The sequence below is a fragment of the Stenotrophomonas sp. ATs4 genome, assembly GCF_051861585.1.
In the GTDB taxonomy this organism is placed as follows: domain Bacteria; phylum Pseudomonadota; class Gammaproteobacteria; order Xanthomonadales; family Xanthomonadaceae; genus Stenotrophomonas; species Stenotrophomonas maltophilia_AS.
In genome coordinates this window covers 51,212-76,259 of record NZ_JBLYPK010000005.1, presented here as the reverse complement: position 1 = coordinate 76,259, position 25,048 = coordinate 51,212, and the positions used below count along the sequence as shown (strand labels likewise).

Genomic DNA, 25,048 nt, shown 5'->3' with positions numbered 1-25,048 from the left:
CGATATCGGAACGAAGAGCAGTCGAGCATGGCTCGGCTCTACAGAAAGCAATCTGCGACGAACCGTCGCCGGGCATGGCCCGGCGCTACCACAGGAACTGCCGATGACCGCAAGCACCGCTCCGCGCTGGCCCGTACGCTACCTGCTCTTCATCGGCGGCCTCGGCGGCCTGTTGTACGGCATCGATATCGGCATCATCGCCGGTGCCCTGCCCTACCTTGAGGCCACCGCCAGCCACGCCTGGCAGCTCAGCAGCCAGCAACTCGGCTTCGTGGTGGCGGCGGTACTGCTGGGCAGCGTGTTGTCCTCGCTGTTCGCCGGCATGGTCGCCGATCTGATCGGCCGTCGCGGCGCGATGCTGCTGGCCGGCCTGCTGTTCACCGCATCGATCCCGATCATGGCGCTGGCCTCCGGCTACACCCCGCTGCTGCTGGGGCGCCTGCTGCAGGGCATCAGTGGCGGCCTGATCGGTGTGGTCATTCCGCTGTACCTGGCCGAAGTGCTCAGTCCCGAACGACGCGGGCGCGGTGCGGCCATGTTCCAGTTGCTGCTGACCGTTGGCCTGGTGCTGGCGGCCCTGATCGGCCTGTACCACGCCCACGCAGTGGATGCCGCCACCGAAGCCGTGCGTTCGCTGCCGGTGGCACAGCAGGCGCAGGAACTGTTCACGGTGAAGGACCACGCCTGGCGCACCATCTTCTGGACCTGCCTGGCGCCGGGCCTGCTGTTCTGCGCCGGTATCTTCTGGCTGTCCGAATCACCGCGCTGGCTGGTGCGCCGTGGCCGCATCGAGGATGCCCGTCGCAGCCTGCAGCGCGTCCTCCCCGCTGCCGACGTGGAGCCTACGCTGGCGCAGATCCAGGCGCCGGAATCGAGCAGCAGCGGCAAGCGTGACCCCCTGCTCAGCCGCCGCTACGTGGTGCCGTTCGTGCTGGCCTGCGTGGTGCTGGCCTGCACCCAGGCCACCGGCATCAACTCGGTGCTGGCCTACGCGGTGAACATCCTCAACCAGGCCGGTCTGTCCGGCTCGGTGGCCAACGGCGCCGACGTGGCGATCAAGCTGCTCAACGCGGTGATGACCGTGGTTGCGCTGCTGCTGGTCGATCGCAAGGGCCGCAAGTTCCTGCTGATGCTCGGCAGTGGCGGCATCTGCGTGGCCCTGCTGGCGGCGGCCACGCTGTTCTTCCAGGCCGAGCGCGGCCGCGCCGATGTGCAGCCGCAACTGCAGGCGGCGGTCAGCGGCGACGGCCTGCGGCTGGTGCTGGACGACGCGCAGTGGCAGCGCCTGGGCGGTGGCATCGACAGCGAAGGCCGACCGATGCAGCTGACGGTATCGTACGCCTACGGCGACTTCACCAACGTGCGCGCCCTGCGCAGCGACAACCTGACCGACCGCGAGCTGCGCGTGGAACGCGCGGGTACCGTGCAGCCGGACAGCGTCATCGGCGCGTTCTTCCGCACCCTGCACCTGAACCCGTTCGCCGACCCGGCCAGCGCCGCGCACGCACCGCTGCGCATCGAACAGGCCCACATCGGACCGATCCCGCCGCCCGCGCATGGCTGGGCCGTAGCCACCTGCATTCTGGTGTTCGTGGCCTTCTTCGCCGTGGGCCCGGGTGTGTGCGTGTGGTTGGCGCTGTCCGAGCTGATGCCCAACCGCATCCGCTCCAATGGCATGAGCATCGCGCTGTTGATCAACCAGTTCGTATCGACCACCATCGCCGCGATCTTCCTGCCCACGGTGGGGCACTACGGCTACGCCAGCATGTTCCTGTTCTGGGCCGGCTGCACCTTCCTGTTCTTCCTGGTGGCCGCGTTCTGGCTGCCGGAAACCAAGGGCAAGTCGCTGGAAGAGATCGAAGCGCGGTTCGCCCGGTAACGGTCGGTCTTCGTCAACCTCCGCGCGCAGCGCGGAGTTGTTGGCGCGCCCGTCATTGGCCCGTGATGTGCCTGGCCAGCTCCTGCGCCTCGGCAACGCTGGGCAACCCGCTCAGCATCATCGATTCGCCGAACGGCCCCTGCACCGTCGCCACCATCAGCACGCGGCCATCCACGCTGATCGCCGCACGCTGGCCGACCAGCGCTGCTGTGCCCTCGTGGATGCGCTGGTGCGCTTCAGGCCGATAGCGGATCTGCAGGCCGGGCTGCTGGCCCGCGTCCAGCACGTAGCGCACATCGGCAATGTCGGCACTGCCGGCAATCGGCGGCTCGCGCAGGGCCAGGGTTTCGCCCTGCCACTGCACCGGTGTGCCCTTGCCGGCTGCATCGACCGCGCTCAGTCGCACATCCACGCCCGGGCGTGGCGCATGCTCCTTGCCGGCCAGCGCACCGGGTGTGGCACCTGGCATGCAACCGCTCAGGCCCCATGCCGCCGCCATCACCAGCGGAAGCGCAACTCTCACTTCAGCTTCCGCAGCTTGAATGCCACCACCACCTGCAGCAACCCGTACAGCAGGCTGCCGATGCCGATCCACAGCGTGGTTACCGCCACGCCCGCATACGGGTTGGCCGCGAACAGCAGGCCCAGCACTACCGCCAGCACGCCACTGAGGATCAGCAGCCACTCGCCCTGGATCTGCTTGCGCACGCGGATCGCGAACACGATGCGATAGATGCCGGCCACCAGCAGCCACGCCGCCAGGAACAGCACCAGCACGCTGGCGGTGGCCAGCGGATTGATCACCGCGAGGATGCCGAATCCCAATGAGGCAATGGCATACAGCGCCAGCCATCCGCGCGAGGCACCACTGCCGCCCCTGATCAGTGCGAACAGGCTGATGACGCCTTCAACGATGGCCATCACGCCCAGTGTCCACGCCAGTGCCATCGCTGCGGACAGCGGCCAGCCGATGGCAACGATGCCGAAACCCAGTGCGACGAGCCCGTACAGCAGCAGGATCCACCAGCTGCGCCCAACTGCCGACAACAAGGGAGACAGGGGGGAATTCATGGCCACTCCTTCGATCCGGAACCGGCCTCATCCTAGCCCCTGTGGATGAAGAGGGCGATCACGGCGCCCGCGCGCAGACCCACACACGCACCTCTGCAGCGCCCGCCAGACGCAGCGTCTCGGCGACCTCCATCACCGTACTGCCGGTGGTCATCACATCATCGACCACAGTCAGTCGCCTTGGCACGGAACCACGCACGTCAAACGCATCGAACAGGTTTTCCCTGCGTTGTTCGGCCGTGCGTTCGGACTGCGGTGCGGTGTGGCGGCGCCGGTACAGCCCTTGCCAGACCGGCATCGGCAGCAGGCGGCACAGCTCTGCGGCCTGGTTGTAGCCGCGCTGGCGCAACCTGCGATTGTGCAGCGGCACCGGCACCAGCGGTGGAGACCACCAGGGCGGCGGTGCGCGTTGCATCAGCTGCGCGAGCAGGCGTCCGGCTGCGAGATCCTGGTGGAACTTGTAGCGCACCAGCAGCTGGTCGACCGGCGGCAGGTACAGCAGGCTGGCGTGGGTAGCCGTCTGTGGCGGCGATTCATCGCGGCAGGTACCGCAGACAATCAGTGCGGTGTCGGGCAACGGCAACGCGCAGCGCAGGCAGGAACGGGCCGCCCAGGGCAATCCGGCAAGGCAGGCGTCGCAGAGGTCGAGTTCATCGTGGCCAGGATCACCACAGACCAGGCAACGAAGCGGTAGCAGCACGCGAAGTGCTGCCTGCATGTGGCGGCCCGCGTCGAAGAAGGCAGACATGCGCTTCAGCGTGACGCAGCCGTCAGCGCATTACCATCGGGGGTGTCCTCAACCAGCCGTAGGGGTTTTGTCGCCCACCCACCGCCCCCCGATCACCTCACCGCGTTGGCGCCGGTGCCGCATCCACCCGGGTGCGATACACCATGTACGGCTTCTGCCGGCGATCCACGCCACCATTGAATCCAGCCTGCCGATGCAGCTGGTTGGCGATGAAGTACAGGTAGCCATCGGGCCCCATCGACAAGGTATCGGGCCACAGGATCCGTGGGTCGTGCACCACGGTCGTCCAGCGCCCCTGCGCATCACGGGCATGGATGGCGTTGTGTTCGTAGTCGCTCGCATACAGCCGGCCGTTGGCGTCCATTTCCATGCCATCGGATGCCCCCTTGTCGCCCAGGTCGACCACGGCCGCAGCCAGCGCCGCTTCACTTACTTTGGGATCGCGCAGCAAGGCGGTCGGCACGCTGTACAGATGGCGGCTGGACAACGAGTATAGAACAGCGTGCTGCCATCGGGCGACAACGCAATGCCATCGGCAGCCACGGTAAACGGCTGCGACGTTCCATCGGCGTTGCGCAGCCGCATCTGCTGTCCTTCCACGATCGGCACGAACGCGGGATCGGCCGACGTCGACACGTGGCCGATCAGGCGCTTGGACGCGGTACCGGTAGCAAGATCGATCACGATGATGCCGCCAGTACCGCTCAGCGACGAGTCGGTCACGTAGGCCACGCCCTCGCGGCCGACACGAAAATCGAAGCGCACATCGTTGACGTAGGTGCGCGCATCGATGACGTTGGCCGGGAGCACCAGCGTTCTGGCCACAGTATTGGTGGCCAGATCGATCGCCACCAACTTGGCGCCACCGGCCTGTGGCGCAGAGAACCCGGGTGCGGCGGTATCCAGCACCCACAACCGGTCCTGGCCATCAGCCACCACGCTCTGCACGCTGATGAAATGTGCTGCCGGGTCGGGATCGTCCTTGCGGTTGATGCGCGCATCCGGATAGGGCACGGCATGGCCATCGCGCCATTCGGCCACGCTGTAGGCCACTTCATCGCCCCAACGCGGGAAGTTGACGAAAATTCGACCGGTTTCGGAGACCGCCACACTGGTGGGCATGGCGCCCTCGAAACGCGCCACCGGCTCGATGATGCCGATGCTGCGTTCGCTGGGCAGCACAGGCGTGCCTGCCAGCGCCAGCGCGGGGGAACTGGCCAGGGCCAGGACGGCAGCCGCCAGGCTGCGGATACGGCGGTTGATCATTGTTGCTCTCGATGCGGGTCCGGGTGCAGTCCCGGCGTCGACGCATCTTCAGCGGCGCGCCCAGCGTCGGGTAGACGGCGCAGGCGGAAATCAGCTTCACTTTGAGAGTGAAGATGGAGCGCGGATTGATCTCATTGATCGCGGTAATGCTTGCCGTCTATCGACGTCTCCAGCACGCGTGGTTGTCAGGCAGGTCGGCGTCCGCGCATTGCCCTGCCCCGGATCGGAGGGGCAGAGTGTGGTCAGGCCAGCGCCTGCCGGCGCAGAACGGTCATTGCGCGCCCGCTCTGGCCAGGCGCACCGCGGCATCGAGCACGGTATCGCGGCCATTGCGATAGTCAGCGACGGTCGGGTGCACCTCCGCCTGCGGCGCGATTCCCACCCCGACGAACTCCTTTCCATCAGGATAGGTGTCGCGCTTGGTGCAGATGAGAGCAACCATGCCGCCCGGCAGATCGAACATCATCGGGGACCCCGTGCTGCCGCCCGTCAGCTCTCCTACGATACGTCCCCTACGCATCGCATCGAAGGCGACGACAAAGTCTTCTGCAGCCGAATAGGTGCGTGCGCTTGTCAGTACCAGCACAGGCTTGGCGTAATGACGCTTGCCATCGTGTGGCCATTCGCCCGCACCGGCGTTGAAATCAGGATTGCTGATGCTCCAGGCACGCAGCGCCGGCCGGTAGTCAGGCGTTCGCCACGCGGACGTCTGGAACGGTCGATCGGTAAGCAGCGACAGGATGCGATAGCCTACGTTGCTGTTGCCGCCGCCGTTGTCGCGCAGGTCGAAGACAATCGCGTCCGCGCGCGAAATCTGGGCGAAGGCCGCTTCGAACTGGTCGGCGGCGGTGTTGTCGGAGAACGAGCGCAACGTCACCAGGGCCACGTTGCCGGGCAACAGCTTCCACTCGAAGGCCGGCGGTTCCTGCCTGGCCGCTTTGTACTCCTTGGACGGCATGCGCCCGACCTTCACGACATGCTCTTTCCCACGGGGGTCACTGAAGCCAATGCTCAAGGGCCGGTCGAGAGGTCCCTGCAACAGGGAGCGCTCATACATCTGGGAATGCAGATCCTGCGGGGTGGATGCAGACGTGTACGGCCGGAGTTCACGCTCCGCGTAGACGGACACGGGTTCGCCATCGATCGTCAGCAGCTCCCATCCGCGGCTGATACCTGCGGCACGCAGCGCCGGATCGAAGACATCGCGGACGAACACCCGCCCTTCCACAGAGGCGGTGCTCAGCCCGGGACGTGCCTGGAAACGATCCCGGATGGAGGCCGACCTGAGCACCAGCGTGCTGTGCCCGTCCTGCAGCCGCGCGAGGAATGCCTGCAGTTCCCGATAGTAGGCATAGGTGTCCGGTGCAGCGCGTACCCGCGGCAACGTCTCCAGATACAACGCATCCCAATCCAGGTCTGGCACCCGATCGAAACTGGCGAAGCTGAACTTTGCTTCGGACCACAGCCGCGACAGTCCGGCAACGCGTTGGTCTTCACTGAGGGAATCGCTGTAGGCTACGGCGAAGCCCGGACTGTTCCAGATCCTGTCGCTGCGCTTCTGCTGTGCGGCGATGTCGGCCAGCAGTGCGTCCAGACGCGGGTCACCCTGCAGCGACGCCAGGCTGGGATCGTGGCGGATGCGATCGGCCTGCATGACACCCGCCTTGACCGCGCGCCCCAGGAAATCCAGGGCCTGCTCCCGGTCTCCCGCCATCGCCGCAGCGCTGGCACCACCGTAGAGCACTTCTTGTTCAAAGATGCCGGCGTTGTCGTCCAGAGCACCTGCAACCCGGTGATAGAGGTCCGCGCTTGCACGATAATCGCCTGCCTGATGGGCAAGCTGTGCGCGTGCAACCTGTTCCTTTGCAGACTCGCCGGCCACTGCCTGGCCTGTGGCTGCAAACACAAAGAGGGACAACAGCAGCATCTTTCTCATCTGCAGGTTTCCAGGTAGTGGAAGCGTGGACGAACACCGTCACCGTGATGTTCACCGCCATCACCCTGGTTTGAAATGGCACCTGAGCTGATGAGCTTCAGACACTTCCTTTCAATTGCAGAACCGGGTAGCGAAAGCCGAGTGAGCACCGCCCGCATCACTGTCGGGCAGCAGGCTCCGAGCCAGCGGCATCGTCGACGACCTTCGGCACCATCAACAACTCCGCCAACCCACGATAGATCGGCACCCTGCACACCAGCCCGGACACGCCACGAGCAATCAACACCGTGGCCAGGATCGGCAGCAGCAGATCGCCGCTGTCGGTCAGCTCCAGCGAGATCACCGCCGAGGTCAGTGGCGCCTGGGTCACACCGGTCAGGTAGGCGCACATGCCCAGCAGCACGAACGCGCGCGGGTCCACGCCCGGCATCAGCACCGCCAGGTTGTGGCCCAGTCCCGCGCCGACCGCCAGCGCCGGCGAGAACAGACCGCCGGGAATACCGGCCACGTACGATGCGAGGTTGGCCAGCAGCTTCATCAGTCCGAATTCGTGGCCAACGACCGCCTGCCCCTGCACCAGGCTGCGCGCCTGCTCGTAGCCGGTGCCGAACGCGCCGTTACCGAAGACCAGGGCGAGCAGTACCACCACCAGACCGCAGCCTGCAGCCAATAGAACCGGATGCCGCTGCCGCAGTTGCCCGAGCCAACGTGGGCGGCCTGCCGCACTCGCCAGCACCGCACGTGCGAACAATCCGCCCAACAGCCCCGCCACCACGCCACACAGCAGGATCGCCAGCCAGCCCTGGCCCAGTGGCAGGCGCGCGCTGACATGACCGAAGTAGGTGTAGTTGCCCAGCAGGCCCAGCGACACCACGCCACCGACGATCACCGCGGTCAGCAGGGTGCCGGAAAAGCGATGCTCGAAGCGGCCACTGAGCTCTTCGATGGCAAAGACGATGCCGGCCAGCGGCGTGTTGAACGCCGCCGCGATACCCGCCGCACCACCGGCCAGCAGGAAGTGCGAGAGCTCGCGGGGATCCTTGAAACCGAACCAGCGGCCGAACAGGTACATCAGGCTGGCGCCTACATGCACCGTGGGACCCTCGCGCCCCACCGATGCGCCGCCGAGCAGCGACAACGAGGTCAGCAGCAGCTTGCCGGCCGAGACCGCAGGTGAAAGATTGGTCTTCCGGAACGGCTCATCGGCCTTGTCCAACGCGGCGATGACCTGCGGAATACCGCTGCCCCGCGTGGGTTTCAGCACACCGGCGGTCAACCAGGCCAGCAGCGCGAAGATGCCGGGCGTGAGCAGCAGGGCCCACCACGGCGAGTGCGATGTGATCCGCTGGAATACATGAAAGGCGGCGTCACTGGCCTTGGCAAACAGGATGGCCACCAGCGCCACGGCCACGGCACCACCCCAGAGCGCGGCACGGCGGCGCCAGGCCTCACTGAGGACCAGCGCGCTGATACGGCCGCGGAGGCGATGGAGATCGGTCATGGGGCAGAGTCTGCGCGCCAGCGCTTTGGTTGGGCAGCGGCCACTGTGGCCGAAGGCCTTGCAGGATGTGGTGAATGCGCCCACGCGCCGGGAACCGCATGCTTTGGCAGCGATGGCACGCCGTCCCACATGCGTGAAGGCCGGCCGACTCCTGCCGGGTTCGTCCACCGCGCCTCGTGGAGGTAGCATTGCAGCCGCTGCCCTCTGGGGAGGGGTGCAGCTCCGCCGGCAACGACAGGCCGCCACCGCTCGTCATCGCGGTAGCGCTTGCCAGCACCTGCGTGCCGACATCTGCGTGAATTGCTTCGTTCTCGACATCCTCAATGACAATGGAGTGTGAGATGAATGCCTACGACCCGCTAGATCACATCATCCATCTTCGTGATGGCACGCTGCAGGAATCAGACCTTCGCCGGATTGTCGGTCGCGCGCTGCAGGCCAGGTCACCTTCCGGAATCGTCATCCATGTACATGGCGGCCGCGTTTCGCAGAAGCGTGGACGGCGCATCGCAGAAGCCCTGCATGACCCCTATGTGCGGGCACAGGCCTACCCCTTGTTCTTCGTCTGGGAAACGGGTGACATCGAAGCTCCGTTGAACAACCTGGGCGAGATCCTGGGTGCAGTACTCGCCAAATTTCTCTTCAGGAAAGTCCACGACAAGATCCTGGAAAAGCTAGGCAGCGGGCAGGTTCTCACGCCCGGTATGAAGATCCTCAACGCCGCGCCACCCGAAGAGGAGAGCCTTTCGGCAGATCTCGCGCAGGAATTCGCTGATGATCCCGAGGTGAACCAGGCCATTGCCGAGGCCCGTGAGGATTACAGGGAGGCGACGCTGGCGCCCGCCAACAAGATGCTGGCACACGAACCGCCAGCCGAACGCGCGGCCATCGTCAACGAGCGCACGGCCAGGGAACTGTTTGGCACTCCGTCACCCAACAAGGCCATGGCATTGAATTGGATCGCGCTGGCCATCAAGGTGGCCAGACTGGTGATACGCGTATGGCAGCGCCAGCAGAGTGGTCGAGGGCGCCCAGGCGCCGTCTCTGCCGTGATCGTGGAAGAAGTGCTGCGTGAGTTCTATCTCGATGACGTGGGGCGCATCGGCTGGTGGAATCCCATGAAGAAGGACGCACAGGATTCATTCGACGGCCCCGCATCGGGTGGCGTCAGATTCCTGCGCGAGTTGCACAGTCAGTTGCAGTCCGAAGCCTCTGTTCCCCGCATCACGCTCGTCGGCCACAGCGCCGGCAGCATCTTCCTGTGCGAGCTGTTGGACCAGGCGGCGCAGATCCTTCCGGATCTGAAGTTCGACCTTATTCTCGAAGCGCCTGCGGTGACGTGCCGTCGGTTCGCGCGTGCCATCTCGAAGCACGAGGACCGAATCGGGAGGTTCCGGCAGTTGGCGATGAGGGATGCCGACGAAGCCAACGAGCGCTCACTGTTCTTTCCCGGTTCGCTGCTCTACATCGTGTCCAACATCTTCGAAGATGCTGCCGATGAACCTCTGCTCGGCATGGAACGCTTCTTCACCCGGGAGAACGTCTATCGCAACTCTGCGGCGTGGGCAGACATCTCGGCCTGCCAGGCGTTCTTCGCCCGGAAGGGAGAAAGCGCGGTGAGCTGGTGGACCCTTGATGACCTCAATGCCGACCAGCGCGAAGGTTGGGGCCACGGCTACTTCGATGACGGTCCCTTCATCCTCGGCAAGGTGACCGCGCTGATCAGCGAAACACCGCACACGCCTTGATGCCGATCGCTTTTCGCGCTCGACGACAGAAGCAACGCTCCGGGCGGGATCGCCCGGAGCGCAAACACTGTAAACCATACGAACATTAATATTGTTGACAGCCTGCGCGCGCCCACCCACACTGCCGCCCTCGCTCCATTCGTACCCAAGGTCCCGCCATGGCTGCTGCCATCCGCCACGACTGGCAACACGACGAACTGCAGGCGCTGTTCGATCTGCCGTTCCCCGAGCTGCTGTTCCGCGCCGCAGCGGCCCACCGCGAGCACTTCGACCCGTCGCAGGTGCAGGTCTCAACGCTGCTGTCGGTGAAGACCGGCGGCTGTCCGGAAGACTGCGCGTACTGCCCGCAGGCGCAGCGCTACAACACCGGGGTGGACGCGCAGAAGCTGATGGAGACCGACGCGGTGCTGGCCAAGGCCCGCCAGGCCAAGGCCGCCGGTGCGTCGCGCTTCTGCATGGGTGCGGCATGGCGTTCACCGAAGGACCGCGACATCCCGAAGGTGGCGGCGATGATCGCCGGGGTGAAGGCTCTGGGCCTGGAGACCTGCGCCACGCTGGGCATGCTCAGTGGTGAGCAGGCGCGTGCGCTGAAGGACGCCGGCCTGGACTACTACAACCACAACCTCGACACCGCGCCGGACTACTACGATTCGATCATCCACACACGCCAGTACCAGGACCGCCTGGACACGTTGGAGCACGTGCGCGATGCCGGTCTGAAGACCTGCTGCGGTGGCATCGTCGGCATGGGCGAGACGCGCGCGCAGCGCGTCGGCCTGCTGCTGGCACTGGCCACGCTGCCGGCGCATCCCGATTCGGTGCCGATCAACAAACTGGTGCAGGTGGCGGGCACGCCGCTGCATGGCAGTGCCGAGTTGGACCCGTTCGAGTTCGTGCGCATGATCGCGGTGGCGCGCATCGCCATGCCGCGCTCGATGGTGCGGTTGTCAGCCGGGCGCGAGGCGATGAGCGACGAGCTGCAGGCGCTGTGTTTCCTGGCCGGTGCCAATTCAATCTTCTATGGCGACAAGCTGCTGACCACCGGCAACCCGGAAAGCGAACGCGACCTGGCCCTGTTCGCACGCCTGGGCCTGCAGCCGATGGCGGTGCAGGTGGATGCCGAAGGCCACGACCACGGCGGCACCGTGCACGCCGATATCAGTGCCGATACGCGCGGCTGTGGCTGCGCTCACGCCGCCTGAGACGGGGTGCAAGCAGGCATCGCGGCAACGCGCTACCCTAGCCGCCCCGTCGTCGCATTCAGCCACCATGGCCCGCCCCGACCTGACCGCCCGCCTCCACGCCCAGCGCGCTCTGCGCGATGCCCAAGGCCGTCGCCGCCCGCGACGCACGGTCACCCGTCGTGATGGCGTGCGCCTGGAAGTGGACGGCCAGTGGCTGACCGGCTTCTGCAGCAACGACTACCTGGGCCTGGCCCAGCAGTTCAGCGTGGTCAACGCACTGCAGGACGCCGCCGCGCGCGAAGGCGCTGGCGCCGGTGCCTCGCACCTGGTCTGCGGCCACCACGCCTTGCATGAGACGCTGGAACGCGAGGTAGCCGAGTGGCTGGGCTACCCGCGTGCGCTGCTGTTCGGCAGTGGCTTCGCCGCCAATCTGGCGGTACAGCAAGCACTGCTGAGCGAAGAGAACGATGTCTGCGTGCAGGACAAACTCAACCATGCCAGCCTGCTCGATGCGACCCGGTTGGCTGGTGCGCGTCTGCGCCGCTACCCGCACCTGGACACCGAAGGTGCAATGCGTCAGCTCAAGCACGCGCCTGATGGCGCGGCGATGCTGGCCACCGACGGGGTCTTCAGCATGGATGGCGACATCGCCCCGTTGCGCGCGTTGTCGCTTGTGGCACGCCTGCAGCAAGCGCTGTTCTATGTGGACGATGCGCACGGCGTTGGCGTGGTCGGCGACGGTCGTGGCGCGGTGGCTGCCGCCGGGCTGGGCGTGGACGACGTGCCGCTGCAGCTGGTCACGCTGGGCAAGGCACTGGGCGGTTCCGGTGCACTGGTGCTGGGCCGCGACGACCTGATCGAGCATCTGGCCGAAACCGCGCGCCCGTACATCTACACCACCGCCGTGCCACCGGCGATGGCCGCTGCTGCGCTTGAAGCGGTGCGCCTGGCGCGCCGCGACCACTGGCGCCGCACCAAGCTGACCGACCTGATCGCGCTGTTCCGCAGTGAAGCGCGTCGCCATGGCCTGGACCTGATGGCCTCCGACACACCGATCCAGCCGCTGCTGTGCGGCGATGATCACACCGCCGTGGCGATGTCCACGGCGCTGGAGCAGGCCGGCTGGCTGGTCGGTGCGATCCGTCCGCCGACGGTGCCGGAAGGCAAGGCACGCCTGCGCGTGACACTGTCCGCGCTGCATGCGCCGGAACAGGTGCGGGGCCTGGTGGAAGCCATCGCCAGCGCGCGCGACCGCGTCACCCTGGCCGTGCGCGAAGCCGCGCCACCGCCGCTGCCCGCCTTTGCCTGAGTTCCGTGTAGTCGCCCATGCATATTGAAGTCGCCGGCCGCGGGCCGGACCTGGTTCTGATCCACGGCTGGGCCCTGCAGGGCGGTGTGTTCGCACCACTGGTGCAGCGCTTGGCCGACCAGTTCACCCTGCATCTGGTCGACCTCCCCGGCCATGGTCACAGCCGCGAGGACACCACGCCGCTGCGCCTGCCGTTCGTGGTCAACGCCATCGCCGCGGCCACGCCGCCGGCGGTGTGGTGTGGCTGGTCGCTGGGTGGCCTGTTCGCGCTGCACGCGGCGGCGACGCTGCCGAAGGTGCGCGGGCTGGCGATGATCGCCGCTACGCCGCGCTTCGTACGTGGCGAGGACTGGCCGCACGCGGTAGAGCCGGCCGTGTTCGAGCAGTTCGGTCGTGAGCTGGCCACCGACTTCGCCGGCACCCTGGAGCGCTTCCTTGCGCTGGACGTGATGGGCTCGGCGCACGCCCGCGAGGAACTGCGCACGCTGCGCCAGCGCCTGGTCGAGCGCGGTGCGCCCACCGAACGTGCCCTTCTGGAAGGATTGCGCCTGCTGGAAAGCACCGACCTGCGCGGTGCACTGCCGACCCTGGGCAAGCCCAGCCTGTGGATCGCCGGCCAGCGCGATCGGCTGGTTTCGCCAGCGGCGATGCAGGCCGCCGCCGCACTGGCCCCGGGCGGACAATCGCTGACCATCGCCCACGGCGGCCATGCGCCCTTCCTCGGCCATGCCGACGAGGTGGCTGCCGCCCTGCAACACTTCGTTGCCGGCCTGTTACCGGCCGATGGCGGACAATGATCGCCTTCCGATCTCCGCAGGACTGACACATGGATCTGGGTATCAATGGCCGCTGGGCACTGGTCTGCGGCGCAAGCAAGGGGCTGGGCCTGGGCTGCGCGCGTGCGCTGGTGCGCGAGGGCGTCAACGTGGTGATCGTGGCCCGTGGCGAAACCGCTCTGCAGGCCGCCGTTGAAGAACTGCGCGCCCTGTCCGGCGCTACTGAGGTGCGCGCGGTCGTCGCCGACGTCACCACCGAGGCCGGCCGTACCGCGGCGCTGGCCGCGTGCCCGCAGGTGGACATCCTGGTCAACAACGCTGGTGGTCCGCCGCCCGGTGATTTCCGCAATTTCGAGCGCGACGACTGGATCGCCGCGCTGGATGCCAACATGCTGGCGCCGATCGCGCTGATCCGCGCCACCGTCGACGCGATGATCGAACGCGGCTTCGGCCGCATCGTCAACATCACCTCGTCGGCGGTGAAAGCCCCGATCGACATCCTGGCGCTGTCCAATGGCGCGCGCAGCGGCCTGACCGGTTTCGTTGCCGGCCTGTCGCGCCGCACCGTGGCCCACAACGTCACGATCAACAACCTGCTGCCCGGCCAGTTCGACACCGACCGCCTGCGCGCCAACTTCGCCCACAGTGCGGGCAAGGACGGCGACGCCGGCGAAGTGGCTGAGCGCCGCCGCCAGCAGATTCCCGCCGGCCGCTTCGGCACGCCGGACGAATTCGGCGCCGCCTGCGCCTTCCTGTGCAGTGCACAGGCCGGTTACCTCACCGGGCAGAACCTGCTGATCGACGGCGGCGCCTACCCCGGTACGTTCTAAGAGACTTCTGCAATGCCGTCCCACTTCGATGCCCGCCACGTCCGCCGCGCGTTTGCCCGCGCCGCCAACAGCTACGACGCCGCCGCCGCCCTGCAGCGCGAAGTGCAGTCGCGGCTGATCGAATCGCTGGACTACCTGGAGGCGCGCAAGCCCGAAGTGGTGCTGGACATCGGCGCGGGTACCGGCCATGCCAGCGCGTTGATGAAAAAGCGCTGGCCGAAGGCACAGGTGATCGCGCTGGACGTGGCGCTGCCGATGCTGGACCAGGCCAAGCGCCAGGCGGGCTGGTGGAAGCCGTTCCAGCGCCTGTGCGGCGACGCCGCCGCATTGCCGTTGGCCGACAACAGCGTCGATGTGATCTTCAGCAACCTGTGCCTGCAGTGGGTGGACGACCTGCCGGCGGTGTTCGCAGGCTTCCGTCGCGTGCTCAAGCCCGGTGGCCTGCTGGTGTGTTCTACCTTTGGCCCGGAAACCCTGATCGAACTCAACGAGGCCTTCGCTGCCGCCGATGACCGCCCGCACGTGAGCCGCTTCGCGCAGATCGCGCAGTTCGGCGACGCGCTGATGATGGCCGGCTTCCGCGACCCGGTGCTGGACCGCGACCTGTTTACCCTGACCTATGATGACCTGCCGTCATTGATGCGCGAACTGCGCGCGATGGGCGCGACCAATGCGCGGGTGGACCGCCGCCATACGCTGACCGGGCGCGGTCGGTTCACGGCAGCGGCAGCGGCATACGAACCAATGCGCCGTGCCGACGGCAAGCTGCCCAGCAGCTGGGAAGTGATTTATGCCCACGCCTGGGCACCGGATCCGGGTGCGCCGATCCGCGAAGGCGGGCATGACGTGGCATCGGTGCCGGTGTCGGCGATTCCGATCCGCCGCAAGCAGACCTGATCGTCCGGTAGTGCCGGCCGCTGGCCGGCAACTTCATGAATCCATGGGAAAATTTGCCGGCCAGCGGCCGGCACTACCGGATGCCACGCCGTACTCGAATCGCTCTGGTAGGTGCCGACCTTGGTCGGCACGGTGCCGGCGGCATCGCAATCTGACAGGTTGTGCCAACCAAGGTTGGCACCCACCAAATGCAGGCCGCCGCTCAGGTGTTGGCCGGCGAACTCAGCGGCGGGCGCACCAGATCGCGGTGGAAGAAGTAGATTTCCTGCACCAGGAAACGCCAGCTGGTATGGAAGCTGCGAAAACGCGTGCTGGGCGTGGACGAGGCCAGTGCGTCGATCCCCAGTGCCTTGCTCAGCCGCAACGCGCGCGCCATGTGCAGCGGGTCGCTGACGATGATCACCCGGTGCAGGTCACGCTGCTCCATCAGCCGCTTGGCTTCGACCAGGTTCTGCACCGTATTGCGCGAAGCGGTCTCGATCAGGATCGCGTCGTCCGGTACGCCGTGCTTGAGCGCGTAACGCCGCGCCACCTGCGATTCAGAGAAGCGCGCGCCGGTGCCGCCATAGCCGCCGGTGAAGATCAGCAGCGGCGCGTAGCGGGCTTCGTACAGATCCAGTCCATGGCGGATGCGCTCTTCGAACACCGGCGACGGCTTGGCGTCATAGGCTGCTGCACCGAGCACGATGATGGCGTCGGCCTTGGCCGCCTGGTCACGCTCGCCTACCCAGACGATCCAGGCAGTCACGCCCAGCAGCCAGATCACCAGCAGGACAAACAACCGCCACAGCCAGCCCAGCAGACCGGTGCGAGGCCGATGCCGGTCGCGGCTCACGGTGCCCCCCAGCGCAGCGCTGGCAGGTCGACATTGCCGCCGGACAGCACCAGGCCCACGCGCAGGCCGGCGAAACGCTGCGGCTGTGCCAGCACCGCGGCCAGTACGGTGGCCGAGGATGGCTCGACCACCTGCTTGAGCACCTCCCACAGCAGACGCATCGCGGACATCGTGGCGGTGTCATCGACCACGATCACCTCGGCACCGGCCGCGCGCAGCAGTTCGAAATTGGGGGCGCCGATCAGGGTACGCAGGCCGTCGCAGATCGTGTCCGGGGTGAACGCGCCCAGGCGCTCGCCTGCGGCCAGCGAACGCGCGGTGTCATCGGCACCGGCCGGTTCGGCCAGCACCAGCCGGGTCTGCGGGCTGGCGTGCTGCAGGGCCAGCGCGGTACCGCTGGCCAGGCCGCCGCCGCCCACCGGCACCACCAGCACGTCGAACGGGCCGTCGCTGTGCAGCAGTTCCAGGGCGGCGGTGCCCTGCCCGGCCATCACTGCCGGATCGGCATAGGGATGAATCAGCGTCGCGCCGGTATCAGCCTGCACCTTGCCGCAGGTGGCCTCACGGTCGGCGATGGTCGGCGGGCAGTGCCAGAGCGTGGCGCCATGCCGGGCGATGTTGGCCAGCTTGGCTGCCACCGCCCCTTCCGGCACCACCACATGGCAGGGGATGCCACGGGTGCGCGCGGCCAGCGCCAGCGCGGCGCCATGGTTGCCGGAGGAATGCGTCACCACGCCGGCACTGGCGCGGTCGGCATCCAGCGACCACACCGCGTTGCAGGCACCGCGGAACTTGAACGCGCCACCGCGCTGCAGGTGCTCGGCCTTGAAGGCCAGCCGCGCCCCGGCCAGCGCATCGAGCGTGCGCGAGTGCAGCACCGGGGTCACGCTGGCGTGCGGGGCGATCCTCGCGGCAGCAAGCAGGACGTCGTCGGCGCGGGGCAACAGTGAATCGCTCATGACGCAAGATTAACGTATGGCCCCGCGCTGGCGACCGGGACACAGGTCATGCCAGCATGCAGCCCTTCGCCTCCATTCATCCTGGGCAGCGGAATTAAGGGCCGATTCAATGCCCGCGCACGAAGCTGACTGCACACCCGTCCTCTGGGGGGACCCACCATGAAAATGCGCTTGATGCTTGCCGGTGGCCTGATGCTGGCCCTGACCGGCTGCACCACCTACGACTACGTCGGGGGTGGCCGCGGTGGCGGCTACTACCACGGTGCGCCGTCGGTGGAATACCGCTATCCGGCCGGTTATCCCTACAACTCCGGCTATTACGGCGGCTATGGCGGCTACTACGGCGGCTACGGCAACCCATACTACGGGCGTCCGGTCTACCGCCCGCCGCACAACCACCGCCCGCCGCCGCGTCCGGGCAATGGTGGCGAGAACCGTCCGCCGCCGCCCTCGCGCCCGTCCTACAACGGTGGTTCGCCGTGGCGGAACATGGATTCGATGCGGCGCCCGCCGCAGTCCAACGTGCAGCCATCAGCGCCCCCGCCGCAGGCCCGTCCGGCGCCGGCGCCAAGTGCGCCGAGGATGAACGGTTCCCCTTGGCGCAACATGGATCGTGGGACGCAGCGCACAGTTGAGCGTTGAACCGTCTTGCATTTCACACGGTCTAAGCCGCAATCTACGCGGACAGTGACGGCCCGCGTCACAAAGTGACAAAAACGACACGGGCCGCCGCAAAAAGCTCTACGTCGATATCCGACAGGAACATCTGGATCCCCCCTGTTCCGGCCCTGTCGGATGTCGGCACCTCTGAAGGCAGACGGCCCCGCAATGCGGGGCCGTTTGTTTTTTGGGGCACACCGCAACAGCATCCACGCATGGCGTGGATCCACCCGGCATTGCGGATGGTGGGCATCCACGCATGGCGTGGATCTACCCAGGGCCCGTCATCAGTAGATCCACGCCATGCGTGGATGGAGCTCTCCCGATAGCCCCCAGAAAAAACAGGGCCGGACAGTCCCCCGACTGCCGGCCCTCTGCTCCCCCACCGTGCGCCTGTACCGGCCCCTGTTCCAATTCCGGTCACGGGCGCCTGCGGCGCCAGCCACGGTGGGTGCTATTGGGTTATCTGCAAAAATCCTGCCAACTTTAGGGCGGATTTCATCCCGCACCCGATCCGGGCCCGTCGCCCCCCTCCGAATGGCGCTAAAATCGCCACCCCGGCGCCGCCCCCGGCCGCGCCCGTCCCTTGTTGACCTGCCCCCATGACCCATTCCTTCCATCGTTACGACGTCATCGTCATCGGCGGTGGCCACGCTGGCACCGAAGCCGCGCTGGCCGCGGCCCGCACCGGCGTGCGCACCCTGCTGCTGACCCACAACATCGAAACGGTGGGCGCGATGAGCTGCAACCCGGCCATCGGCGGCATCGGCAAGGGCCATCTGGTCAAGGAAATCGACGCCCTGGGCGGTGCGATGGCGCATGCCGCCGACCGCGCCGGCATCCAGTGGCGCACGCTCAACGCCTCCAAGGGCCCGGCCGTGCGCGCCACCCGCTGCCAGGCCGACCGCAACCTGTACCGCATGGCGATCCGCGCCATCGTCGAAGGCCAGGCCAACCTGACCGTGTTCCAGGCGGCAGTGGACGATCTGGTCATCGAAGGCGACGCCGTACGCGGCGTCATCACCCAGACCGGTCTGCGCTTCGATGCGGAGGCGGTGGTGCTGACCGCCGGCACCTTCCTGGCTGGCAAGATCCATGTCGGCCCGACCCAGTACGCCGCCGGCCGCATGGGCGACCCGCCGGCCACCACACTGGCTGCGCGCCTGCGCGAACGCCCGTTCCAGGTGGATCGCCTGAAGACCGGCACGCCGCCGCGCATCGACGGCCGCTCGCTGGACTACAGCGTGATGGATGAGCAGCCCGGCGACACCCCACGCCCGGTGATGTCCTTCCTCGGCTCGGTGGACGAGCATCCGCAGCAGGTCAGCTGCTGGATCACCCACACCACCGAACAGACCCACCAGATCATCCGCGACGCGCTGCACCGCTCACCGCTGTACAGCGGCCAGATCGAAGGCATCGGCCCGCGCTACTGCCCGTCCATCGAGGACAAGGTGGTGCGTTTCGCCGAGAAGGCCAGCCACCAGATCTTCGTCGAACCCGAAGGCCTGGGCATCGTCGAGATCTACCCCAACGGCATCTCCACCTCGCTGCCATTCGACGTGCAGCTGGAGATGGTGCGCAGCATCCGCGGCTTCGAAAACGCGCACATCACCCGCCCCGGCTACGCCATCGAATACGACTTCTTCGACCCGCGCGGGTTGAAGGCCTCGCTGGAAACCAAGCTGGTCAACGGCCTGTTCTTCGCCGGCCAGATCAACGGCACCACCGGCTATGAAGAAGCCGCCGCGCAGGGCCTGCTGGCCGGCCTCAACGCCGCGCGCCAGGTGCGCGGGCTGGACGGCTGGTGCCCGCGCCGCGACGAGGCGTACCTGGGCGTGCTGGTGGATGACCTGATCACCCACGGCACCAACGAGCCGTACCGCATGTTCACCAGCCGCGCCGAGTACCGCCTGCAGCTGCGCGAGGACAATGCCGACCAGCGCCTGACCCCGGCCGGCCGCGACATGGGTCTGGTTGATGACCGTCGCTGGCGTGCGTTCGAAACCAAGCAGGCAGCAGTGGATGCCGAGCGTGCGCGGCTGGGTGCGTTGTGGGCGACGCCCGGCAATGCGCTGGGCCGCGAAGTGCAGGAAACGCTGGGCGTGGCCGTCAGCCGCGAAACCAACGTATTGGACCTGATCAAGCGACCGGAACTGGACTACGCCACGTTGATGCAGGTGCCGTCGCTGGGCCCGGCCGTGGCCGACGCCAAGGTGGCCGAGCAGGTGGAGATCGGCGTGAAGTACGCCGGCTACCTGGACCGCCAGCGCGAGGAGATCGAGCGCCAGCAGCGGCATGAAGCCACGCCGATTGCCGGCGACTTCGATTATGCGATCGTGCGCGGCTTGTCGGCCGAGGTACTGCAGAAGCTGGAACGCGTGCGTCCGCAGACCATCGGCCAGGCGCAGCGCATTCCCGGCATGACCCCGGCCGCGATCTCGCTGCTGCTGGTGCATCTGGAGCGTGCACGCCGCGGCCGCGTGGCGTAACGCGGGATCGGCAAATGCCATCCACGCATGGCGTGGATCTACTGGTCGTACGGCATGCATTCGTGTGGCGTAACGCGATGCTCGCCGGGCATGGCCCGGCGACACCGTGCATCGACGGGGGCATTCATCCGCGCATGGCGTGGATCTACTGGTCGTACGGCATGCATTTGTGTGGCGTAACGCGACGCTCGCCGGGCATGGCCCGGCGCTACCGTGCATCGACGGGGGCATTCATCCACGCATGGCGTGGATCTACTGGTCGTACGGCATGCATTCGGTCGGCACCTGCCAGCGCGGATCGCGTGCAGCATTGCAGTAGATCCACGCCATGCGTGGATGAACAACCCAGCGCCGACCAAGGTCGGCAGCTACCGGAGCGAGCGCGTTACCGTGCGTCGGCGCCACCGCCCAGCACCTTGAACAACGTCACCCGGTTGCCCGCCTCCTGCTGCTGCAGGGCAATCAGGTCCTGCTGCGCGGCGTACAGGCTGCGCTGCGCATCCAGCGCCTGCAGATAGCCGTCCAGCCCGGTGCGGTAACGCGCATCGGCCAGCGTGTAGCTGCGCTGGCTGGCAGCGACCAGCGCACGCTGCGCGTCCATCTGCGCGGCCAGGTGATCGCGTGCGGCCAGCGCATCGGCCACTTCGCTGAAGGCCTGCTGGATCGCCTTTTCGTACTGCGCGATGCCGATGTCCTTGCCGATCTTCGAGGCGTCCAGCGAGGCCTTCAACGCACCGGCGTGGAAGATCGGTGCGGTGATGCTGGGTGCGAACGACCAGCCGCGGGTGCCGGCCGAGAACAGCGTCGACAACGCCGTGGAGCTGTGGCCGTAGTTTGCGGTCAGCGTCAGCGTCGGGAAGAACGCGGCGCGCGCGGCGCCGATATCGGCGTTGGCCGCCTGCAGCGCGTGTTCGGCGGACAGCACGTCCGGGCGCTGCAGCAGCACGCTCGAGGGCAGGTTCGAAGGCAGCGGCGCCAGGGCCACGGTGCCATCCAGTGCCTGCGCGCTGGGCAACAGTGCCGCCTCCAGCGGCGCGCCCACCAGCAACTGCAGCGCATCGCGATCCTGCGCCTGCTGGGTCTGCAGCTTGGCCAGCGCAGCGCGCGCAGCCTCCACGCTGGTCTGCACCTGCGACAGGTCCAGGCCCGAGGCCAGGCCCTGTGCATGGCGGGCCTCGGTACGCTGCAGGGTCTGCTGCTGGCTGTCCAGGGTCTGCCGGGTGAACGCCAGCGACTGCTCGTCGGCCGCCAGCGCCAGCCAGGCCGTGGCCACTTCGGCGACCAGGCTGGTGCGTGCCGCACGCTGGTTCTCGGCGCTGGCCAGCCAGTTCTGCAGGGCCTCGTTCTTCAGGCTGCGGATGCGCCCGAACAGGTCCAGTTCCCAGCTGCTGATGCCGACCTGCACGCTATCGGACTCTGTCACCTGCGATACGCCGGTCTCGCTGGTGGCATCACTGGAGCGCGAGCGGTTCACGCTGCCGCTGGCATCCACCGACGGCAGCAGCGCGGCGCGCTGGATACGGTACTGCGCGCGTTCCTTCTCCACCTGCAGCACCGCCACGCGCAGGTCGCGGTTGTTCTGCAGTGCCAGCGCGATGACCTGCTGCAGGCGCGGCTCCAGGAACACTTCGCGCCAGGCCGGCATCGCCAATGCCGGCTCGGCCTCGCCGGTGGCGGCATTGCTGAACTGTGCCGGCACCGGCGCCTCGGGGCGCTGGTAGTGCGGCGCCATGCTCACGCAGCCGCCCAGCGCGGCGGTCATCGTGGCGGCCGCCAGGGCGCGCAGCAGCATCGGCTTCATGGGCTTGCCTCCGGGGCAGTGGCTTCGACCGGCGCGCGGCCCGGGAACATGCGGCGCACCAGCAGGTAGAACAACGGCACGAAGAACATGCCCAGCACCATCGAGGCGACCGTACCGCCGGCCACGCCGGTACCCAGCGAACGGCGCGCGGCCGAACCGGCGCCGGTGGCGAACACCAGCGGCAACACGCCCATCAGGAACGCCAGCGAAGTCATCACGATCGGCCGCAGCCGCAGATAGACCGCCTGCAGGATCGCTTCGCGGGTGCTCTTGCCCTGCTGTTCGAGGATGCGCGCGAACTCGACGATCAGGATGCCATTCTTCGCCGCCAGACCAATCGTGGTCAGCAGGCCGACCTGGAAGTACACGTCGTTGTTGAGGCCACGCAGGTTCATCATCAGCACGGCACCGAACACGCCCACCGGCACCGCCAGCATCACCGCGAACGGCACCGCCCAGCTTTCGTACAGCGCGGCCAGGCACAGGAACACGAACAGCAACGAGATGGCATACAGCATCGGTGCCTGGTTGCCCGACAGCTGTTCCTGGTAGGCCATGTCCGACCAGGCATGGCTGAAGCCTTCCGGCAGCGTGTCGGCCAGGCGTGCGATCTCGGCCATCGCTTCACCGGAGCTGACCCCCGGCGCAGGCTGGCCGGTGATCTCCATCGCCGATACGCCGTTGTAGCGCTGCAATGCGGCCGGCGCGCTGGTCCAGTGCGTGCTGACCAACGACGACAGCGGCACCATCTGCCCAGCCTGGTTGCGCACGCTCCAGCGCTCGATGTCCTGCGGCTGCATGCGTGCTTCGGCCGTGCCCTGGATGAACACCTTCTTGATGCGGCCCTTGTAGATGAAGTTGTTGACGAAGTCGCCGCCCAGTGCGGCATTCAAGGTGTCATTGATGTCCTGCGGATTCACGCCCATGGCCTGTGCCTTGGCGTCGTCCACCTTCACTGCGTACACCGGCGCGTCTTCCAGGCTGGCGTAACGCACGTTGACCAGCTTCGGATCCTTGGCGGCCTCCCTCAGCAGGGTATTGCGCGCGGCCACGGCGGCGGCATGGCCGGCACCGCCTTCGTCCTGCAGTTCCAGGGTGAAACCCCCCGCATCACCCAGGCCGAGGATGGCCGGCGGCGAGGTGATGAAGACCTGCGCATCGGGCACGCGGGCCATGGCCGCGGTCAGCCGCGCGGCGATGGTATCGGCATCGTCCTTGCGGTCATCCCAGTCCTTGAGCCGGATGAAGGCCTGGCCGACGTTCTGGCCGCTGCCGGTGACACTGAAACCGGCCGTGGCTTGGATCGACAGCACGCTGTCGTCCTTCACTGCGGCGGCACTGAGGCGATCCATCACTGCACGGGTCTGCTCCAGGGTGGAGCCGGCTGGCAGCTTCACCAGCGCGTTGAGCATGCCCTGGTCCTCATCGGGCAGGAATGCACCCGGCAGGTGCCACAGCAGCAGCCCGGTGGCCACGCTCAGCACCAGGTAGAACAGCACCCCCAGCGTGCGCTGGCCGAGGAAGCCATCCACGCGGTGACGCAGGCCGTTGGAGATGCGCTCGAAACGGTGGTTGAACCAGATGAAGAACTTGCCCAGCAGGCTCGGCTCGCCACCGTGGTCGCCATGCGGATGGCCGCCCTTGGGAATCTGATGCAGGATGCTGCCGCACAGCGCCGGAGTAATGGTCATCGCCACCAGCACCGACAGGATCATCGCCGCGGCAATCGTCACCGAGAACTGGCGATAGATCACGCCGGTGACACCGCTGAAGAACGCCATCGGCAGGAACACCGCGGTCAGCACCAGCACGATGCCGACCAGCGCGCCGGTGATCTGGCCCATCGCCTTCAGCGTGGCCGGCTTCGGTGCCAGCCCTTCGAAGGTCATCACCCGCTCCACGTTCTCCACCACCACGATGGCATCGTCCACCAGCAGGCCGATGGCCAGCACCAGCGCGAACATGGTCAGGGTGTTGATCGAATACCCGAACGCGGCCAGCACGCCGAACGTGCCCAGCAGCACCACCGGCACCGCGATGGTCGGGATCAGCGTGGCGCGCCAGTTCTGCAGGAACAGGTACATCACCAGCACGACCAGCGCGATCGCCTCGATCAGGGTGATCACCACTTCCTTCAGCGAGATGGTCACGAATGGCGTGGTGGTGAAGGCCACGTGGGCGCTGTAGCCATGCGGCCAGTACTTCTGCAGCTGCTGCAGCCGTGCATCGATGGCCTTGGAGACGGCGATCGCGTTCGCACCGGCATTAAGCTCAATGCCCAGCGAGGCCGACGGCTTGCCGTTGAAGGTGCTGATGCTGTCGTAGCTCTCCGGCCCCAGGCCGATCGTCGCCACATCACCCAGGTGCACCACGCTGCCGTTGGCATCGGCCTTGAGCACCACCTGCGCGAACTGCTCGGGCGTGTGCAGGCGGCTGCGCGCGGTCACCGTCGCGTCCAGCTGCTGGCCCTTCAGCGCCGGCTGGCCCCCCAGCTCACCGGCCGACACATCGGTGTTCTGCGCCTGCAGTGCGGTCTCGATGTCCGACGGCATCAGTGCGTACTGGCGCATCTTTTCCGGGTCCAGCCAGATACGCATGGCGTATTCCTGGCCGATCGGTTGGATGTTGCCGACGCCGCTGACACGGCTGATCTGGTCGTCGATGCGCGCTTCCATGAAGTTGGCGACATCGAAGTTGTCCATGCTGCCGTCTTCGCTGGTGAACGACAGCACTTCGAAGATCGAACCACTGGACTTGGTGATGGTCAGGCCGTTCTGCTGCACCGCCTGCGGCAGCGTGGCCATGGCGGCCTGCAGCTGGTTCTGCACCTGTACCTGTGCGGTATCCGGGTTGGTGCCGGTGGCGAACACCAGGTTGACCTGCGCCGAGCCATCGGAAGCGCTGGTGGAGGTCATGTACATCAGGTGGTCCAGGCTCTGCTGGGACTGCTCGATGACCTGGGTGACCGCGTTTTCCACGGTCTGCGACGAGGCACCGGTGTAAGTGGCGCGGATGGTGATGGTGGGCGGGGCGATCTGCGGGTAGCGGTCCACCGGCAGGATCAGGATCGCGAGCAGGCCGAGCAGGCTGACCGCGATGGCGATCACCCAGGCGAAGATCGGCCGGTCGATGAAGAAACGAACCATGCGCGGCGGG

General features: G+C 67.0%; 18 protein-coding genes and 1 pseudogene. 9 read left to right on the top strand and 10 right to left on the bottom strand.

The window, feature by feature from the left end; genetic code table 11:
• Nucleotides 1-103 precede the first annotated feature (103 nt).
• Entirely contained in the window at nt 104-1,879 is a 1,776-nt protein-coding gene (locus ABR323_RS10305; RefSeq protein WP_439449226.1) for an MFS transporter, read from the top strand.
• Nucleotides 1,880-1,931: 52 nt separating this feature from the next.
• Here ABR323_RS10305 and ABR323_RS10300 read toward each other — a convergent pair whose 3' ends face one another.
• From ABR323_RS10300 to ABR323_RS10275, 6 genes and pseudogenes are all read right to left on the bottom strand, one after another.
• A complete protein-coding gene (locus ABR323_RS10300) occupies nt 1,932-2,348 on the bottom strand; it encodes a SecDF P1 head subdomain-containing protein (protein WP_439449425.1) in 417 nt (138 codons plus the stop codon).
• A 50-nt stretch (nt 2,349-2,398) separates the two neighbouring features.
• Entirely contained in the window at nt 2,399-2,950 is a 552-nt protein-coding gene (locus ABR323_RS10295) for an HdeD family acid-resistance protein (protein ID WP_439449225.1), read from the bottom strand.
• A gap of 58 nt (nt 2,951-3,008) precedes the next feature.
• Entirely contained in the window at nt 3,009-3,698 is a 690-nt protein-coding gene (locus ABR323_RS10290; RefSeq protein WP_439449224.1) for a ComF family protein, read from the bottom strand.
• Nucleotides 3,699-3,795: 97 nt separating this feature from the next.
• Nucleotides 3,796-4,820 (bottom strand): annotated as a pseudogene (locus ABR323_RS10285) (L-dopachrome tautomerase-related protein).
• 415 nt (nt 4,821-5,235) lie between these two features.
• A complete protein-coding gene (locus ABR323_RS10280; RefSeq protein ID WP_439449223.1) occupies nt 5,236-6,900 on the bottom strand; it encodes a S41 family peptidase in 1,665 nt (554 codons plus the stop codon).
• Nucleotides 6,901-7,057: 157 nt separating this feature from the next.
• On the bottom strand, nt 7,058-8,401 hold the full coding sequence (locus ABR323_RS10275; RefSeq protein ID WP_439449222.1) for a chloride channel protein: 1,344 nt from the start codon (nt 8,399-8,401) through the stop codon (nt 7,058-7,060).
• Between the two features lie 341 nt (nt 8,402-8,742).
• On the opposite strand from ABR323_RS10275, the gene ABR323_RS10270 reads away from it, so the two are divergent.
• The 6 genes from ABR323_RS10270 to bioC all read left to right on the top strand — a co-directional run bounded on the left by ABR323_RS10270 (nt 8,743) and on the right by bioC (nt 15,145).
• A complete protein-coding gene (locus tag ABR323_RS10270) occupies nt 8,743-10,149 on the top strand; it encodes a hypothetical protein (protein ID WP_439449221.1) in 1,407 nt (468 codons plus the stop codon).
• A 158-nt stretch (nt 10,150-10,307) separates the two neighbouring features.
• Complete coding sequence (gene bioB, locus ABR323_RS10265; RefSeq protein WP_439449220.1) at nt 10,308-11,351, top strand: biotin synthase BioB; 1,044 nt, start codon at nt 10,308-10,310, stop codon at nt 11,349-11,351.
• A 67-nt stretch (nt 11,352-11,418) separates the two neighbouring features.
• Entirely contained in the window at nt 11,419-12,642 is a 1,224-nt protein-coding gene (gene bioF, locus ABR323_RS10260) for an 8-amino-7-oxononanoate synthase (protein ID WP_439449219.1), read from the top strand.
• A 17-nt stretch (nt 12,643-12,659) separates the two neighbouring features.
• On the top strand, nt 12,660-13,439 hold the full coding sequence (bioH, locus tag ABR323_RS10255) for a pimeloyl-ACP methyl ester esterase BioH (RefSeq protein ID WP_439449218.1): 780 nt from the start codon (nt 12,660-12,662) through the stop codon (nt 13,437-13,439).
• A 29-nt stretch (nt 13,440-13,468) separates the two neighbouring features.
• Complete coding sequence (locus ABR323_RS10250; protein WP_439449217.1) at nt 13,469-14,248, top strand: SDR family oxidoreductase; 780 nt, start codon at nt 13,469-13,471, stop codon at nt 14,246-14,248.
• Nucleotides 14,249-14,260: 12 nt separating this feature from the next.
• Nucleotides 14,261-15,145, top strand: a complete 885-nt coding sequence (gene bioC / locus ABR323_RS10245; RefSeq protein ID WP_439449216.1) for a malonyl-ACP O-methyltransferase BioC — start codon at nt 14,261-14,263, stop codon at nt 15,143-15,145.
• 202 nt (nt 15,146-15,347) lie between these two features.
• Here the strand turns inward: bioC and ABR323_RS10240 are convergent, their stop codons facing one another.
• A complete protein-coding gene (locus ABR323_RS10240; RefSeq protein ID WP_167796847.1) occupies nt 15,348-15,992 on the bottom strand; it encodes a YdcF family protein in 645 nt (214 codons plus the stop codon).
• Nucleotides 15,977-16,939, bottom strand: coding sequence for a pyridoxal-phosphate dependent enzyme (locus ABR323_RS10235; RefSeq protein ID WP_439449215.1), 963 nt, complete (start codon nt 16,937-16,939; stop codon nt 15,977-15,979). Before ABR323_RS10235 ends, ABR323_RS10240 begins: the two co-directional genes overlap by 16 nt.
• 159 nt (nt 16,940-17,098) lie before the next feature.
• On the opposite strand from ABR323_RS10235, the gene ABR323_RS10230 reads away from it, so the two are divergent.
• On the top strand, nt 17,099-17,581 hold the full coding sequence (locus ABR323_RS10230; protein ID WP_439449214.1) for a hypothetical protein: 483 nt from the start codon (nt 17,099-17,101) through the stop codon (nt 17,579-17,581).
• A gap of 620 nt (nt 17,582-18,201) precedes the next feature.
• Nucleotides 18,202-20,091 carry a tRNA uridine-5-carboxymethylaminomethyl(34) synthesis enzyme MnmG gene (gene mnmG / locus ABR323_RS10225; RefSeq protein WP_439449213.1) on the top strand — a complete coding sequence of 630 codons (1,890 nt, stop codon included), beginning with the start codon at nt 18,202-18,204 and terminating at the stop codon, nt 20,089-20,091.
• 385 nt (nt 20,092-20,476) lie between these two features.
• Here the strand turns inward: mnmG and smeC are convergent, their stop codons facing one another.
• Both smeC and smeB read right to left on the bottom strand, forming a co-directional pair.
• A complete protein-coding gene (smeC, locus tag ABR323_RS10220) occupies nt 20,477-21,892 on the bottom strand; it encodes a multidrug efflux transporter outer membrane subunit SmeC (protein WP_439449212.1) in 1,416 nt (471 codons plus the stop codon).
• A complete protein-coding gene (smeB, locus tag ABR323_RS10215) occupies nt 21,889-25,038 on the bottom strand; it encodes a multidrug efflux RND transporter permease subunit SmeB (RefSeq protein WP_439449211.1) in 3,150 nt (1,049 codons plus the stop codon). The genes smeC and smeB overlap by 4 nt, the downstream gene beginning before the upstream one ends.
• Nucleotides 25,039-25,048: the final 10 nt, after the last annotated feature.

Excerpts from the sequence above, each read along its gene's own strand:
- ABR323_RS10290 (WP_439449224.1), bottom strand. The coding sequence starts at position 3,698 with ATGTCTGCCTTCTTCGACGCGGGCCGCCACATGCAGGCAGCACTTCGC.
- bioB (WP_439449220.1), top strand. The coding sequence starts at position 10,308 with ATGGCTGCTGCCATCCGCCACGACTGGCAACACGACGAACTGCAGGCG.
- smeC (WP_439449212.1), bottom strand. The coding sequence starts at position 21,892 with ATGAAGCCGATGCTGCTGCGCGCCCTGGCGGCCGCCACGATGACCGCC.
- bioF (WP_439449219.1), top strand. The coding sequence starts at position 11,419 with ATGGCCCGCCCCGACCTGACCGCCCGCCTCCACGCCCAGCGCGCTCTG.
- ABR323_RS10305 (WP_439449226.1), top strand. The coding sequence starts at position 104 with ATGACCGCAAGCACCGCTCCGCGCTGGCCCGTACGCTACCTGCTCTTC.
- ABR323_RS10230 (WP_439449214.1), top strand. The coding sequence starts at position 17,099 with ATGAAAATGCGCTTGATGCTTGCCGGTGGCCTGATGCTGGCCCTGACC.
- ABR323_RS10280 (WP_439449223.1), bottom strand. The coding sequence starts at position 6,900 with ATGAGAAAGATGCTGCTGTTGTCCCTCTTTGTGTTTGCAGCCACAGGC.
- ABR323_RS10250 (WP_439449217.1), top strand. The coding sequence starts at position 13,469 with ATGGATCTGGGTATCAATGGCCGCTGGGCACTGGTCTGCGGCGCAAGC.
- bioC (WP_439449216.1), top strand. The coding sequence starts at position 14,261 with ATGCCGTCCCACTTCGATGCCCGCCACGTCCGCCGCGCGTTTGCCCGC.
- ABR323_RS10235 (WP_439449215.1), bottom strand. The coding sequence starts at position 16,939 with ATGAGCGATTCACTGTTGCCCCGCGCCGACGACGTCCTGCTTGCTGCC.
- ABR323_RS10275 (WP_439449222.1), bottom strand. The coding sequence starts at position 8,401 with ATGACCGATCTCCATCGCCTCCGCGGCCGTATCAGCGCGCTGGTCCTC.
- ABR323_RS10295 (WP_439449225.1), bottom strand. The coding sequence starts at position 2,950 with ATGAATTCCCCCCTGTCTCCCTTGTTGTCGGCAGTTGGGCGCAGCTGG.
- ABR323_RS10270 (WP_439449221.1), top strand. The coding sequence starts at position 8,743 with ATGAATGCCTACGACCCGCTAGATCACATCATCCATCTTCGTGATGGC.
- mnmG (WP_439449213.1), top strand. The coding sequence starts at position 18,202 with ATGACCCATTCCTTCCATCGTTACGACGTCATCGTCATCGGCGGTGGC.
- bioH (WP_439449218.1), top strand. The coding sequence starts at position 12,660 with ATGCATATTGAAGTCGCCGGCCGCGGGCCGGACCTGGTTCTGATCCAC.
- ABR323_RS10300 (WP_439449425.1), bottom strand. The coding sequence starts at position 2,348 with ATGCCAGGTGCCACACCCGGTGCGCTGGCCGGCAAGGAGCATGCGCCA.
- smeB (WP_439449211.1), bottom strand. The coding sequence starts at position 25,038 with ATGGTTCGTTTCTTCATCGACCGGCCGATCTTCGCCTGGGTGATCGCC.